General features: G+C 73.6%; 11 protein-coding genes. 6 read left to right on the forward strand and 5 right to left on the reverse strand.

Features of this window, described 5'->3' with window-relative positions:
• Nucleotides 1-22: 22 nt before the first annotated feature.
• Together AB0D49_RS05760 and AB0D49_RS05765 are read left to right on the forward strand one after the other, a co-directional pair.
• The gene (locus AB0D49_RS05760) at nt 23-1,054 is read left to right on the forward strand and encodes an oxidoreductase (protein WP_362751275.1); all 1,032 of its coding nucleotides are present in this window, start codon (nt 23-25) and stop codon (nt 1,052-1,054) included.
• Nucleotides 1,055-1,153: 99 nt separating this feature from the next.
• The gene (locus AB0D49_RS05765; protein ID WP_362751278.1) at nt 1,154-2,791 is read left to right on the forward strand and encodes an ABC-F family ATP-binding cassette domain-containing protein; all 1,638 of its coding nucleotides are present in this window, start codon (nt 1,154-1,156) and stop codon (nt 2,789-2,791) included.
• Nucleotides 2,792-3,236: 445 nt separating this feature from the next.
• Here the strand turns inward: AB0D49_RS05765 and AB0D49_RS05770 are convergent, their stop codons facing one another.
• Together AB0D49_RS05770 and AB0D49_RS05775 are read right to left on the reverse strand one after the other, a co-directional pair.
• Nucleotides 3,237-5,624, reverse strand: coding sequence for a Tex family protein (locus AB0D49_RS05770; RefSeq protein ID WP_362751281.1), 2,388 nt, complete (start codon nt 5,622-5,624; stop codon nt 3,237-3,239).
• Nucleotides 5,625-5,973: 349 nt separating this feature from the next.
• Complete coding sequence (locus AB0D49_RS05775) at nt 5,974-6,732, reverse strand: enoyl-CoA hydratase-related protein (protein WP_362751284.1); 759 nt, start codon at nt 6,730-6,732, stop codon at nt 5,974-5,976.
• Nucleotides 6,733-6,964: 232 nt separating this feature from the next.
• On the opposite strand from AB0D49_RS05775, the gene AB0D49_RS05780 reads away from it, so the two are divergent.
• Nucleotides 6,965-7,507: an ATP-binding protein gene (locus AB0D49_RS05780; RefSeq protein ID WP_362751287.1), complete on the forward strand. Its 543-nt coding sequence runs from the start codon at nt 6,965-6,967 to the stop codon at nt 7,505-7,507.
• A gap of 75 nt (nt 7,508-7,582) precedes the next feature.
• Here AB0D49_RS05780 and idi read toward each other — a convergent pair whose 3' ends face one another.
• The 3 genes from idi to galE all read right to left on the reverse strand — a co-directional run bounded on the left by idi (nt 7,583) and on the right by galE (nt 10,608).
• Complete coding sequence (gene idi / locus AB0D49_RS05785) at nt 7,583-8,176, reverse strand: isopentenyl-diphosphate Delta-isomerase (protein ID WP_362751289.1); 594 nt, start codon at nt 8,174-8,176, stop codon at nt 7,583-7,585.
• Between the two features lie 374 nt (nt 8,177-8,550).
• Nucleotides 8,551-9,492 carry a cation diffusion facilitator family transporter gene (locus AB0D49_RS05790; protein ID WP_362751292.1) on the reverse strand — a complete coding sequence of 314 codons (942 nt, stop codon included), beginning with the start codon at nt 9,490-9,492 and terminating at the stop codon, nt 8,551-8,553.
• Nucleotides 9,493-9,639: 147 nt separating this feature from the next.
• Entirely contained in the window at nt 9,640-10,608 is a 969-nt protein-coding gene (gene galE, locus AB0D49_RS05795) for a UDP-glucose 4-epimerase GalE (protein ID WP_362751295.1), read from the reverse strand.
• A gap of 328 nt (nt 10,609-10,936) precedes the next feature.
• Between galE and AB0D49_RS05800 the strand changes: the two genes are divergently transcribed.
• Genes AB0D49_RS05800 through AB0D49_RS05810 form a run of 3 tightly spaced genes read left to right on the forward strand, consistent with a single transcriptional unit; the run spans nt 10,937 to nt 14,525 of the window.
• Complete coding sequence (locus AB0D49_RS05800) at nt 10,937-12,727, forward strand: DUF5941 domain-containing protein (RefSeq protein WP_362751298.1); 1,791 nt, start codon at nt 10,937-10,939, stop codon at nt 12,725-12,727.
• The gene (locus AB0D49_RS05805; RefSeq protein ID WP_362751301.1) at nt 12,724-13,476 is read left to right on the forward strand and encodes a phosphocholine cytidylyltransferase family protein; all 753 of its coding nucleotides are present in this window, start codon (nt 12,724-12,726) and stop codon (nt 13,474-13,476) included. Before AB0D49_RS05800 ends, AB0D49_RS05805 begins: the two co-directional genes overlap by 4 nt.
• A complete protein-coding gene (locus AB0D49_RS05810) occupies nt 13,464-14,525 on the forward strand; it encodes an iron-containing alcohol dehydrogenase family protein (protein WP_362751304.1) in 1,062 nt (353 codons plus the stop codon). The genes AB0D49_RS05805 and AB0D49_RS05810 overlap by 13 nt, the downstream gene beginning before the upstream one ends.
• The last annotated feature ends 13 nt before the right edge of the window (nt 14,526-14,538 follow it).

Consider the following 14,538-nt stretch of genomic DNA (forward strand, 5'->3'; position numbering starts at 1 on the left):
TCCGACTGGGGATACTCAGGGCATGTCTGCCGCGTACGCGACTTTCGGCCTGGCCCCTGCGATACGTGCCGGGGGTGTGCTGTCGGACGGGGGCTATCAGATCCACCGGGACTTCGTCGACTTCCTCGTCGACGGCCGCCCGCTGCTCTTCCAGCTCTCCGACCTCGACGCCGTCTCCCCGCTCGCCTCCGACGTCCCACCCGCGATCTTCACCGAGCAGGTCCGCGGACTGCTGCTGGAGGCGGACGCCCCGCTGCCCGGCGCCCGCCATGTCATCTACGGCTGTCCCGAGTGCGAGGACCTCGCCTGCGGCGCCGTGACCGCCGTCATCGAACGCGACGAGGACGACTACGTCTGGCGGGACTTCGCCTGGCAGACCGCCCCCGAAGCCGACCTGGAACGCAACGGCTACCACGGGATAGGGCCGTTCCGCTTCCGCGGCGCCGACTACCGCGCCGCCCTGCACGCCCTGCTGGACACCGCCGAACCCGCCGCCCCGCGCCGCCGGGTGCTGCTGATCGGCGCCCGCGTCGCCGTCCTCGCCAAGCTCGCCGCCGCCCTGCGCACCATCGGCATCGGCGCCGACATCACCCGTGACGCCCAGGACGTGCCCGCCGACGAACTGCGCGGCTACGGCGCCGTCGCCTTCGGCCGCGCGGTCGGCGAGCGAGAACGCGCCGCCGTCCGCGAGGCGTTCACCCGCGCCGACGTGACGGTCGCCTACGTCGACGGACTCGCCCCGATCATCCCGCTGCTGGTCGCCCAGATAGAGCACGCCCTCGACCCCGGCCCCGCCGAGCGGCGCCGCCTGACCGGGCTGGTCGCGGGCGACGGCGAGGCGGGCGTCGACGTCACCTCCCCCTGTCGGGTCCAGCTCACCGCCTACCGCCTCGACCGGCTCTACCGCACCCACACCCACCCTCTCTTCGACGGCGTCCTCGAACCCGGCCACCACCGCATCCCCCTGGACGCCCGCGCGGTTCGGGGCGAGTCGTACGTGGTGGCCCGGACGGCGGGCGGGGTCCTGGTCCAGCCGGTGGCCCGTCGCCCGTGACGTCCCCGGAGCGCGGGGAGCGTGCGGGCGACCGGTCCTCCCATCCCGGCCGACGCCCCCGGAGCGCCGACCACCCCGCCGGATAGCATCGGCCCCCTGATGACTGCCACCCTCGTCGCCAAGAACCTCGCCGCCGGACACGCCGACCGCTCCCTGTTCTCCGGGCTCGACCTGGTCGTCGCGCCCGGCGATGTGATCGGACTGGTCGGTGCCAACGGCGCCGGAAAGTCGACCCTGCTGCGGCTGCTCGCCGGGCTCACCGCGCCCGAGGAGGGCGAGCTGCGGCTCTCCCCGCCCACCGCGACCGTCGGACACCTCCCGCAGGAGCCCGAGCGCCGCCCGGGGGAGAGCGTGCGGGAGTTCCTGGCCCGCCGTACCGGGGTCGCCGCCGCCCAGCGGGCCATGGACGAGGCCACCCAGGGCCTGGTCGACGGGGCACCCGGCGCCGACGACGCCTACAGCGTCAGCCTGGAGCGCTGGCTCGGCCTCGGCGGCGCCGACCTGGACGAGCGGGCCGAGGACACCGCCGCCGCGCTGGGCCTCGCCATCGGCCTCGACCAGCCCATGACGTCCCTGTCCGGCGGCCAGGCCGCCCGCGCGGGCCTCGCCTCCCTGCTCCTCTCCCGCTATGACGTCTTCCTCCTCGACGAGCCCACCAACGACCTCGACCTCGACGGCCTGGAACGCCTGGAGCGGTTCGTGACCGGGCTGCGCGCGGGCACGGTCGTCGTCAGCCACGACCGCGAGTTCCTCACCCGCACGGTCACCAAGGTCCTCGAACTCGACCTCGCCCAGCAGCAGATCACCCTCTACGGCGGCGGCTACACGGCCTACCTGGAGGAGCGCGAGGTGGCCCGCCGACACGCCCGGGACGACTACGAGGAGTACGCCGACAAGAAGGCCGCGCTCCAGGACCGCGCCCAGATGCAGCGCTCCTGGATGGACAAGGGCGTCAAGAACGCCCGCCGCAAGGCCGGGGACAACGACAAGCTGGGCCGCAAGTTCCGCAGCGAGTCCAGCGAGAAACAGGCCGCGAAGGCCCGGCAGACCCAGCGCATGATCGAACGCCTGGAGGTCGTCGAGGAGCCCCGCAAGGAGTGGGAGCTGCGTATGGAGATCGCCGCCGCCCCGCGCGCCGGCGCCGTCGTGGCCGCGCTGCGGGACGCCGAGGTACGGCGGGGCGGCTTCACCCTCGGACCGGTCACCCTCCAGGTCGACTGGGCCGACCGGGTCGCCGTGACCGGCGCGAACGGCGCCGGGAAGTCCACTCTGCTCGGCGCGCTGCTGGGACGCGTCCCCCTGGACGCCGGAGGCGCCACCCTCGGCCCCGGCGTGCTGATCGGCGAGGTCGACCAGGCCCGGGGGCTGTTCCACGGCCCGCGCACCCTGCTGGACGCGTTCGCCGCCGCCGTCCCCGACACGGAACCCGCCGACATCCGCACCCTGCTCGCCAAGTTCGGCCTGAAGGCGGACCATGTGCTGCGCCCCGCCGACACCCTGTCCCCCGGCGAACGCACCCGCGCCGCCCTCGCCCTGCTCCAGGGCCGGGGCGTCAACCTGCTGGTCCTGGACGAGCCCACCAACCACCTGGACCTCCCGGCCATCGAACAGCTGGAATCCGCCCTGGACGCCTACACGGGCACGCTCCTCCTGGTCACCCACGACCGCCGGATGCTGGACGCGGTCCAGGTCACCCGCCGCCTGGAGGTTTCGGACGGGAAGGTCACGGAACGCTGACCGGCGCGGGCCGTTTCCATGGGAGTGCGCCGCCGAGCGACCGGGGGGCGATGGGGGAGCGGCTCGCGCTGCGGTGTACGGACGGCAGGGGCCCGCCCCCTGTTCGGAGCCGAGCCCGCGATGCCTCGCGGGGGCCGAATCGGCCCTCTGAGCCCGCCCGCCCGTGTGGTCCCGAGCCCGCCACGCCTCGCGGGCCGATTCGGCCCCCTGTGCCCGCCCCCCCGTGTGGTCCCGAGCCCGCAACACCTCGCGGGGACCGATTCGACCCCCTGTGCCCGCCCCCCCGCGCGGAGCCGAGCCCGCAACACCTCGGGGAGACGATTCGACCCCCTGGGCCCGCCCTCCGTGCGGAGCCGAGCCGCCGCCGCCCCCCCCGCGCTGTACGGACCCGAAAGGCCCGGCCCCGACCCCCTGTGGGGCGGAACCGGGCCCTCCAGTCACCGTCTCAGCGGCGCTTGCCGTCCTTCGGGTTCAGCAGACCCGCCTTGCGCAGGGCGTCCGCCATCGCGCTGTTCGCGGGCGGCGGCGCCTGACGGGACCCGCCCCGGTCACCGCCGCGCGGCGCGCCCTGGCGCTGCTGCGGCGGACGCCCGCCGCCCCGCTGCTGCGACCGGCCGCCCCCGGTGCCGCGCTCCTGCCCGGCCGCCTCGTCGTCCAGCCGCAGGGTCAGCGAGATCCGCTTGCGCGGGATGTCGACGTCCAGCACCTTCACCTTCACGATGTCGCCCGGCTTGACCACATCGCGGGGGTCCTTGACGAACGTCTTCGACATCGCCGACACATGCACCAGACCGTCCTGGTGGACACCGACGTCCACGAACGCGCCGAACGCCGCCACATTGGTGACCACGCCCTCCAGGACCATCCCCGGGGACAGGTCGCCGAGCTTCTCGACGCCCTCCTTGAACGTGGCCGTCTTGAACGCGGGGCGCGGGTCGCGGCCCGGCTTCTCCAGCTCCCTCAGGATGTCGGAGACGGTCGGCAGACCGAACGTCTCGTCCACGAAGTCACCGGGCTTCAGCGAGCGCAGCACCGATGTGTTGCCGATCAGCGCCGCGACCTCCTGACCGGCGGTCTTCACCATCCGCCGGACCACCGGATACGCCTCGGGGTGCACGCTGGAGGAGTCCAGCGGGTCGTCGCCGCCACGGATGCGGAGGAACCCGGCGCACTGCTCGTACGCCTTCGGGCCCAGCCGGGACACCTTCTTCAGCTGGGCGCGGGAGGTGAACGGGCCGTTGGCGTCGCGGTGCGCCACGATGTTCTCGGCGAGCCCCGAGGTGATGCCGGAGACCCGGGACAGCAGGGGCGCCGAGGCCGTGTTGACGTCCACGCCGACGCCGTTCACACAGTCCTCCACCACCGCGTCCAGCGAGCGGGACAGCTTCACCTCGGACAGGTCGTGCTGGTACTGGCCGACGCCGATCGACTTCGGGTCGATCTTCACCAGCTCGGCCAGCGGGTCCTGGAGGCGGCGGGCGATGGAGACCGCGCCGCGCAGCGACACATCCATGTCCGGCAGCTCCTGCGAGGCGAAGGCCGACGCCGAGTACACCGACGCGCCCGCCTCCGACACCATCACCTTGGTGAGGTTCAGCTCCGGGTGCCGGGTGATCAGGTCGGCGGCGAGCTTGTCGGTCTCGCGGGACGCCGTGCCGTTGCCGATCGCGACCAGTTCGACCGCGTGCTCCTTCGCCAGCCGGGCCAGCTTGGCGATGGCCTCGTCCCAGCGGTTGGCCGGGACGTGCGGGTGGATGACGTCGGTGGCCACGACCTTGCCCGTCGCGTCCACCACGGCCACCTTCACGCCGGTCCGGAAACCGGGGTCCAGACCCAGCGTCGACCGGGTGCCCGCGGGGGCGGCGAGCAGCAGATCACGCAGATTGGCGGCGAACACCCCGACCGCCTCGTCCTCGGCGGCCGTCCGCAGCCGCAGTCGCAGGTCGATGCCCAGGTGCACCAGCACCCGGGTGCGCCAGGCCCAGCGGACCGTGTCCGTCAGCCACTTGTCGGCGGGCCGCCCACGGTCCGCGATGGCGAACCGGTGGGCGATGATCCCCTCGTACGACGACGGGCCCTCGGTCGCCTCCTCCGGCTCCAGGGCGAGATCGAGGACCTCCTCCTTCTCGCCGCGCAGCATCGCCAGCACCCGGTGCGAGGGCAGCGCGGTGAAGGGCTCGGCGAAGTCGAAGTAGTCGGCGAACTTCGCGCCCGCCTCCTCCTTGCCCTCCCGCACCTTCGCCGCGAGCCTCCCGCGCCCCCACATCCGCTCGCGCAGCTCACCGATCAGATCCGCGTCCTCGGCGAACCGCTCGGTGAGGATCGCGCGGGCCCCGTCCAGCGCGGCCTGCGCATCGGCGACTCCCTTGTCCGCGTCCACGAACGCGGCGGCGGCGGCCTGCGGCTCCACGGACGGATCGCCGAGCAGCCCCTCGGCCAGCGGCTCAAGACCCGCCTCCCGGGCGATCTGCGCCTTCGTCCGCCGCTTCGGCTTGTAGGGGAGGTAGACGTCCTCCAGCCGCGCCTTCGTCTCGGCGCCCCGGATCCGCGCCTCCAGCTCCTCGGTGAGCTTGCCCTGCTCACGCACCGACTCCAGGATCGCCGCCCGGCGCTCCTCCAGCTCCCGCAGATACCGCAGCCGCTCCTCCAGCGTGCGCAGCTGGGCGTCGTCGAGCATCTCGGTCGCTTCCTTGCGGTAGCGGGCGATGAAGGGCACCGTCGAACCGCCGTCCAGCAGCTCCACGGCGGCCTTGACCTGCCGCTCCCGTACGCCGAGTTCCTCGGCGATCCTGCCTTCGATGGACCCCACTGCCAGGGACCCGGGTGTCGTCACGAGCCGTACCGCCTTCTCCACTTCGGGTTGCGCCGCAATTGTGGCAGGTGGCACCGACAACCGGGGATCAGGGCGGGCCCCGGCGGGGCGGCCGGGGGACCTGGCACCACCGGGAGCCGGGTCGCCTCAGGGGGCTGAGCGGGGCGGGCGGGGAACTCGGCACCACCGGGAGCCGGGTCCCCCGCAGGGCCGAGCGGGACGGGCGGGGGACCCGGCACCATCAGGAGCCCGGTCGCCTCACGGGGCCGGGCGGGGCGGCCGGGGGACCCGGCACCACCGGGAGCCCGGTCGTTTCACGGGGCCGGGCGGGGCGGCCGGGGGACCCGGCACCATCAGGAGCCCGGTCGCCTCACGGGGCCGAGCCGGGCACCGTCCAGCCGAACTCCGGCGCCCTGCGCTCCAGGAACGCCGTTACCCCCTCCGCGCCGTCCCCGCTGGCGCGGGCCTGCGCCTCCCAGTGGGCGTCGCGGTCCGTCCGGCCGCCCGCGAACTCCTTCGCCGACGCCTGGGTCAGCAGCGAGCGGGCGGCCAGCGTCCGGGTGAACTCGGCGACCCGCTTGCCGAGTTCGCCCTCCGGCAGCACCTCGTCCACCAGACCGGTGCGCAGCGCCCGCGCCGAGTCGATCAGCTCGCCGGAGAACAGCAGGTACTTGGCGGTCGCCGGACCGACCAGCGCCACCAGCCGCCGCGTGGAGGACGCCCGGTAGACGATCCCCAGCTTCGCCGGGGTCACCCCGAACAGCGCGCCCTCCTCCGCGAACCGCAGATCGCAGGCCGCCGCCAACTGTGCCCCGCCGCCCACGCAGTACCCGCGGACCGCCGCCAGCGTCGGCTTGGGGAACCCGGCGAGGGCCTCCTCCGCGGCCACCGCCAGATCCCGCGCCTCGTCGGGCGCGTCGAGCAGCCCGGTGATGTCGGCCCCGGCGCAGAACGTGCCGCCCGCCCCGGTCAGCACCAGCACCCGGACGGCGGGGTCGGCGGCGAGGCGGTCCAGCAGCGGGGGCAGCGCCCGCCACATGTCCGCCGTCATGGCATTGCGCCGGGCCGGGTGGTGGACGACGACGGTGGCGACCGAGTCGGCGACGCTGTGCAGCAGCTGCGGCTCCATGGGCCGGATGCTATCCGGGCCCGTCCGGTCCCCCTGGCCCTCGCGGGCGGGACGAACCGGGCGGCGGTGGGGTCAAACCCGTACAACCCGAAGAGTTCGCGAAGTCGGCACGAGGGGTCAGGAGCAGTCCCTGAGCCGACCGCGTCATACGGCAACGATCAGAAGCGTTCGATAGTCGCTGACTTCAGTTCAGCTCCGTGGACCGGAGCGGGGCGTTCTCAACACTCGACGTGTGGTGACAATCGAGCGCAAGGGTGGCGACCGCACGATGGACGACCTCCGGCCGGCGGGCGCGGACAGACCCCTCAAGGCCAGTGCCCCGCAGCGGACGAGCGCCCCGCCGCCGCTGCCCTACGAGGGTGTCTGGCGGTTCAGCGCGCCCGCCGTGGACGCCTCCGTCCCGCAGGCCCGGCACGCGGTGCGGGACCTGCTGCGGCGCCAGGGCGTGCCGGTCGCCGAGGACGTGGCCCACGGGCTGCTGGTGATCGTCTCGGAACTGGTCACGAACGCGGTGCGACACGCCGCGGTGCTGTCGCCGACGCTGGCCGTGGAGGTCGCGGTGGGCGCGGAGTGGGTCCGGGTGTCCGTGGAGGACGACCACCCCTACCGCCCGACCGCCCTGGAGGCCGACCACGGCCGTACGGGCGGCCGGGGGCTGCTGCTGGTCAGCGAGATCACCCGGGAGGCGGGCGGGGTGTGCGACGTCGAGCACACCGCGCGCGGCGGCAAGGTGATCTGGGCGGCGCTGCCACTCACCGCGACCGGGGTCCGCTGAGCGGGGACACGCCCCCTTCGCGCCGCCCGCCGGAACGTTTCCGGCGGGCTCCCGCACGGGTCGTGCCCGCTCGTGTCACCAGCCGGTGGACGGGTCCGTCAGCTCCCGGATCGCGGGCCGCGCGGCGTCCAGCACGGTCATGAACCAGGACGAGAAGGGGTCCGCGCCATGCCGCTCGGCCAGCTCGGCGGGTGTCACGAACGCGGTCTCGCCGACCTCCTCCGGGTCGGGCCGCGGCGGCGCCTGGACCATGCCGACGAAGAGATGGTTGAACTCCTGCTCCACCAGACCCGACTTGGGGTCCGGGTGGTTGTAGCGGACCGTGCCCGCCTCGGCCATCAGCGACGGCGACACTCCCAGCTCCTCGTACGTGCGCCGGGCCGCCGCCGCGAACGGGGCCTCGCCGGGGTAGGGGTGGCCGCAGCAGGTGTTCGACCAGACGCCGGGGGAGTGGTACTTGCCGAGCGCCCGCTGCTGGAGCAGCAGCCGTCCGCGCTCGTCGAAGAGGAAGACCGAGAACGCCCGGTGCAGCTGTCCGGGCGGCTGGTGCGCCGCGAGCTTCTCGGCGGTGCCGATGGTCACACCGCTCTCGTCGACCAGTTCGAGCATGATCGCTTCCGCGGTGCCGTCCGACGCACGGTGCGTCGCGGTGGCAGGTGTGATCGGCATACCCATCCTTCGCCTCGGTCCTCGCCCCAGTCTGCCGTACGAATCGGGCGGTGCCCGGTACTTCCCGGGCACACCCGGCATGTCCCCCGCCCGGCACGGGCGCCCTTCTCGGGCCCAGAAGGTGATCTGCCCGGCGGGCCGGGGGCGGAATCGCCGCAGAAGGGGGCGTGAACGACAGATCAGGGGGCGCACCCCGGCGGATGCGCCCCCCTTTGCTCCCCGCCCCTCGCGCCCGGCTCCCCGCCCCCGGCTCCCAGCTCCCCGCCCCTCGGCTCCGGGTCCCCGCCCCTCGGCTCCCCGCCCCGCTCCCGGCCCCACCGGGTCGGCCGTCCCCCCGGGTGAGCCGCGTCAGCCGCGTCAGCCGGGTCGGCCGGTCAGTGGCACAGCCCCGCCTCGTGCTCCGCGTGTCCGCTGGGCTCCAGCTGGAAGGTGCAGTGCCCGACGTCGAAGTGATCGCCCAGGCAGCCCTGCAACTCGTGCAGCATCTTCTCGTTCCCTATGGCGCTCAGCACGTCCGAGCGGACCACCACGTGCGCGGAGAGCACCGGCATGCCCGAGGTGATCGTCCAGGCGTGCAGGTCGTGCACGTCCTCCACGCCCTCCAGGGCCAGGATGTGGGCCCGTACCTCCGTCATGTCGACGCCCTTGGGGGCCGACTCCAGGAGCACGTCCAGTGTCTCGCGCAGCAGCTTCAGGGTGCGCGGCACGATCATCAGGCCGATCACCAGCGAGGCGATCGGGTCGGCGGCCTGCCAGCCGGTGAGCAGGATCAGCGCGGCCGAGACGATCACCGCGACCGAGCCCAGCGCGTCCGCCGCCACCTCCAGGAAGGCGCCGCGCACATTGAGGCTCTCCTTCTGGCCGCGCATCAGCAGCGACAGGGACACCATGTTGGCGGCCAGACCGATCACACCGAAGACGATGGTCGTGCCGCCCGCGGTCTCCGCCGGGGTGATGAACCGCTGGATCGCCTCGTACAGCACATAGCTGCCGACGCCGAGCAGCAGCAGACAGTTGGCCAGCGCGGCGAGGATCTCGGCGCGGGCCAGACCGAAGGTGCGGCGCTCGCTGGGCGGCCGGTTGGCGAAGTGGATCGCCAGCAGCGCCATCGAGAGCCCCACGGCGTCGGTCGCCATGTGCGCGGCGTCCGCGATCAGGGCGAGGGAGTCGGCGAGCAGACCGCCGACGATCTCCACGACCATCACGCTGAGGGTGATGCCCAGCGCGATCCGCAGCCGGCCCCGGTAGGCAGCCGCCGCCGTTCCGCTGCCCGCCGGTGGACCGTGCGTATGTCCGTGATCGTGCCCAGCACCCATGAAAAACCGCCTCCTGTGATCGGCTCGCGATCACAGTGAACTACGGGTGGGGGGTATCGGGCAACGCGGCACTGAACACCGTTGTCATGTGCCCTGACCTGCGGAAATGAAATGCAGGTCAGGGCATGTGGGGGAGTCTGGGGAGTCTCAGGGGTGCTGGAGCAACCAGCCGCGCCATGCCGAGCCGACCATCTCGCGCAGCCCCAGCCGGGCCGTCCAGCCCAGCTCCTTCGCGGCCAGCGCGGCGGACGCCACCGCGCGGGGCGGGTCTCCCGCGCGGGGCCCCTCGACCAGCGCGGGGCGGCGGTCGCCGGTCACCTCGCCGATCAGGGTCACCAGCTCGCGCACCGAGACCCCCTCGCCGCGCCCGATGTTCACGGTCAGATCACCGGACGCGCCCGGGGCGGACAGCCGCCGGGCCGCCGCGAGGTGCGCCTCGGCCAGATCGGTGACATGGATGTAGTCCCGCACACATGTGCCGTCGGGGGTCGGGTACCGGTCGCCGAAGATCCGCGGCGCCTCGTGGCGGGTGAGTCGGTCGAAGACCATCGGGACCACGTTGAAGACCCCGGTGTCGGCCAGCTCCGGGGCGGCGGCGCCCGCCACGTTGAAGTAGCGCAGACACGCCGTCGCCATGCCGTACGCCGACCCGGCCGACCGGACCAGCCACTCGCCGGCCAGCTTGGTCTCGCCGTACGGGTTCAGCGGGGCGCACGGGGTGTCCTCGGTGATCAGCTCCGTGTCCGGGGCGCCGTACACGGCCGCGGACGACGAGAACAGGAACCGCCGTACCCCGGCCTCCGCGACCGCCTCCAGGAGCGTGGCGAGCCCGCCGACGTTGTCCCGGTAGTACAGGGTGGGGCGCTCGACCGACTCCGGGACCCGTTTGCGGGCCGCCAGGTGCACCACCCCGGTCACCGCGTGGTCGGCGCACAGTCCGCGCAGCAGCGGCCCGTCCAGATAGGAGCCGTGCACCACCGGCACATCCGCCGCCAGTCGCCGCGCCACCCCGGACGACAGATCGTCCAGGACGACCACAGGTTCCCCGGCCGCGGTCATGGAACGCACCACATGGGCCCCGATGTAACCGGCACCGCCGGTGATCAGCCACGTCATGGACGCCCACCTTAAGCCGGGCCGCAGCCGGCCAGCAGCCGGGCCGCGCGGCCCCGGTCACCGGTGCCCTCGCCCCGCCGCGGCCGGGGAGCCGCCCCGCGCGGGGACGGTTTTGGCCCGCGACCCGCCCATACCTCATGATGATCGACAGCACAGGCAGGGCAAAGCGCGCCGTCCGTGCCGTGAACGGCCGGTGAACACGGCCTTCCGATCATCCGATAACCTCTGCCGGATGCCGCCCCTCCGGTGCCTCCACAGGCGCCAAAAGGGCGCCCCCACCATGCACATGACCGGCGCGGACGCGTCGGCCCCCAGGGAGTGAGTTCGGTTGCCGACCGCCATCCTCACCGGCCAGCCGGTCCCGGGATCGTCCATCGAGGGCGATCTGCGGTCGCTCGGCTTCGAGGTCCGCGTCGCCTCCGGCCCGGCCGACGCCGAGACCCTGCTCGCCCAGGTCCCCGGCGCCGACCGGGTCGCCCTGGTCGACGCCCGCTTCGTCGGCCACCCGCACGCGCTGCGGCTCGGGCTGACCGACCCGCGCTTCCCGCTCGCCGCCGTCCCCGGCGCCGTCACCGCGCAGCCCGCCGCCCGCCAGGAGCTGACCCGGGCGCTGGCCCGCGAGCGCTCCGCCGAGTCCAGCGTGCTGGTCGACAGCCTCCCGGACCGGGTCGCCGCCGCCCTCACCGCCGACGGCACCGCCCCGCACCGCCCCGAGCTGGGCACCCTGGTCGCCGAGGTCCCCGCCGACCCCCAGGCCCGCAACGAGGCCCGCCAGGCGGTGGCCGCCGTGGACGACGAGGCCGTCCGCCTGAAGTCCGCCGTAAAAGCCCGCGACGGCTTCTTCACCACCTTCTGCATCAGCCCCTACTCCCGCTATCTGGCCCGCTGGTGCGCCCGCCGCGGACTGACCCCCAACCAGGTCACCACCGCCTCCCTGATCACCGCGCTGATCGCCGCCGCCTGCGCCGCCACCGGCACCCGCGCCGGGTTCGCCGCGGCCGGTGTCCTGCTGCTCGCGTCCTTCGTCCTGGACTGCACCGACGGCCAGCTCGCCCGCTACTCGCTCCAGTACTCCACGCTGGGCGCCTGGCTCGACGCCACCTTCGACCGGGCCAAGGAGTACGCCTACTACGCCGGACTCGCGCTCGGCGCGGCCCGCGGCGGCGACGACGTGTGGGCGCTCGCGCTGGCCGCGATGATCCTCCAGACCGGCCGCCATGTCGTGGACTTCTCCTTCAACGAGGCCAACCACGACGCCACCGCCAACACCAGCCCCACCGCGGCGCTCTCCGACCGCCTCGACAGCGTCGGCTGGACGGTCTGGCTGCGCCGCATGATCGTGCTGCCGATCGGCGAACGCTGGGCCATGATCGCCCTGCTCACCGCCTTCACCACCCCCCGCGTCACGTTCTACGCGCTGCTCGTCGGCTGCGCCCTGGCCGCCGCCTACACCACCGCCGGGCGGATCCTGCGCTCCCTGACCCGCAAGGCCCACCGCACCGACCGCGCCGCCCACGCGCTCGCCGACCTCGCCGACAACGGACCGCTCGCGCAGACCGTGGCGCGGATCACCCACGCCCGCCTCGGCGCCCCGCCGCTGATCGCCGCCGCCGGGACCGCCGTCCTCGCCGTCTCGCTGTTCTCCGGCATCACCTGGGCCCCGGTCGTGGGCGCGTTCGTCTACGCGGTCTCCGCCGGTCAGGCCCTCGCCCGCCCCCTCAAGGGCGCCCTGGACTGGCTGGTCCCGCCGCTGTTCCGGGTGGCCGAGTACGGCACCGTCCTGGTGCTGGCCGCCCACGCGGAGGTGAACGGAGCGCTACCGGCGGCTTTCGGGCTGGTTGCCGCTGTCGCCTACCATCACTACGACACGGTCTACCGCATCCGCGGGAACGCCGGGGCGCCACCGGCCTGGCTGGTGCGGACCGCAGGGGGGCAGGAAGGGCGCGTGCTGCTCGTCGCCGTGCTGGCCGCGCTGCTCACCGGGGACGCCTTCGCCCTCGCGCTCACCGCGCTCGCGGTGGCCCTGGCCCTGCTGGTGGTCGCCGAGAGCGTCCGGTTCTGGGTCGCCTCGCACCGGGCCGGAGCGCCCGCCGTACACGACGAAGGAGAACCCGCATGATCGGCCTCGTGCTGGCGGCCGGCGCCGGCCGGCGTCTGCGCCCCTACACCGACACCCTCCCCAAGGCCCTGGTGCCGGTCGGGCCCGAGGGCGTCGAGGGCGAGCCGACCGTGCTGGACCTGACCCTCGCCAACTTCGCCGAGATCGGCCTCACCGAGGCCGCCGTCATCGTCGGCTACCGCAAGGAGGCCGTCTACGCGCGCCGGGCCGCCCTGGAGCAGACGTACGGCCTCAAGATCACGCTGATCGACAACGACCGGGCCGAGGAGTGGAACAACGCCTACTCCCTGTGGTGCGGGCGGGACGCCCTCAAGGACGGGGTGATCCTCGCCAACGGCGACACCGTCCACCCGGTCTCCGTCGAGCGGACCCTGCTCGCCGCCCGCGGCGACGGCAAGAAGATCATCCTCGCCCTGGACACCGTCAAGGACCTCGCCGACGAGGAGATGAAGGTCGTCGCCGACGCCGAGCGCGGCATGACCCGGATCACCAAGCTGATGGACCCCGCCGAGGCCACCGGCGAGTACATCGGCGTCACCCTCATCGAGGGCGACGCGGCCCCCGAACTCGGCGACGCGCTGCGCACGGTCTGGGAGTCCGACCCCCAGCAGTTCTACGAGCACGGCTACCAGGAGCTGGTGCACCGCGGCTTCCGGATCGACGTGGCGCCCATCGGCGACGTCGACTGGGTCGAGATCGACAACCACGACGATCTGGCCCGGGGACGGGAGATCGCGTGCCGGTACTGACCAGGCTCATCCCCTCCCCGGTCGTCGTCGACATCCGCCCCGGCGCCCTGGACGACCTCGGGGCGGTCCTCGCCGACGAGCGAATATCCCACTCCGGCAAGCTGGCCGTCGCCGTCAGCGGCGGCTCCGGCGCCCGGCTGCGCGAGCGGGTCGCGCCCTCGCTGCCCGGCGCCACCTGGTTCGAGGTCGGCGGCGGCACCCTGGACGACGCCGTACGCCTCGCCGCCGCCATCAAGGCCGGGCACTTCGACGCCCTCGTCGGGCTCGGCGGCGGCAAGATCATCGACTGCGCCAAGTTCGCCGCCGCCCGGGTCGGACTGCCCCTGGTCGCCGTGCCGACCAACCTCGCCCACGACGGACTGTGCTCCCCGGTCGCCACCCTCGACAACGACGCCGGACGCGGCTCCTACGGCGTGCCCAACCCGATCGCCGTCCTCATCGACCTGGACGTCATCCGCGAGGCCCCGGTCCGCTTCGTCCGGGCCGGGATCGGCGACGCCGTCTCCAACATCTCCGCCATCCGCGACTGGGAGCTGGCCCACCAGGTCAAGGGCGAGAAGATCGACGGCCTCGCCGCCGCCATGGCCCGCCAGGCCGGTGAGGCCGTGCTGCGCCACCCCGGCGGCATCGGCGACAACGACTTCCTCCAGGTCCTCGCCGAGGCGCTGGTGCTCAGCGGTATCGCCATGTCCGTGTCCGGCGACTCCCGGCCCTCCTCCGGCGCCTGCCACGAGATCAACCACGCCTTCGACCTGCTCCACCCCCGGCGCGCCGCCGCCCACGGCGAGCAGTGCGGACTCGGCGCGGCCTTCGCGATGTACCTGCGCGGCGCCCACGAGGAGTCGGCCTTCATGGCCGATGTGCTGCGCCGCCACGGACTGCCGGTCCTGCCGCAGGAGATCGGCTTCTCGGAGGAGGAATTCGTCCGGGTCGTGGAGTTCGCCCCGCGCACCCGCCCCGGCCGCTACACGATCCTCGAACACCTCGACCTGAACACCCACCAGATCAAGGACATCTACGCCGACTATGTCAAGGCCATCGGTAGCTGAACTCAGGCCCGTC

Origin of the sequence: Streptomyces sp. NPDC048290 (assembly GCF_040652095.1) — a bacterium.
Lineage (GTDB): Bacteria > Actinomycetota > Actinomycetes > Streptomycetales > Streptomycetaceae > Streptomyces.

What these genes read in the sequence shown, in the direction of transcription:
- idi (WP_362751289.1), bottom strand. Translation starts at nt 8,176, where the DNA reads ATGCCGATCACACCTGCCACCGCGACGCACCGTGCGTCGGACGGCACC.
- AB0D49_RS05765 (WP_362751278.1), top strand. Translation starts at nt 1,154, where the DNA reads ATGACTGCCACCCTCGTCGCCAAGAACCTCGCCGCCGGACACGCCGAC.
- AB0D49_RS05790 (WP_362751292.1), bottom strand. Translation starts at nt 9,492, where the DNA reads ATGGGTGCTGGGCACGATCACGGACATACGCACGGTCCACCGGCGGGC.
- galE (WP_362751295.1), bottom strand. Translation starts at nt 10,608, where the DNA reads ATGACGTGGCTGATCACCGGCGGTGCCGGTTACATCGGGGCCCATGTG.
- AB0D49_RS05775 (WP_362751284.1), bottom strand. Translation starts at nt 6,732, where the DNA reads ATGGAGCCGCAGCTGCTGCACAGCGTCGCCGACTCGGTCGCCACCGTC.
- AB0D49_RS05760 (WP_362751275.1), top strand. Translation starts at nt 23, where the DNA reads ATGTCTGCCGCGTACGCGACTTTCGGCCTGGCCCCTGCGATACGTGCC.
- AB0D49_RS05805 (WP_362751301.1), top strand. Translation starts at nt 12,724, where the DNA reads ATGATCGGCCTCGTGCTGGCGGCCGGCGCCGGCCGGCGTCTGCGCCCC.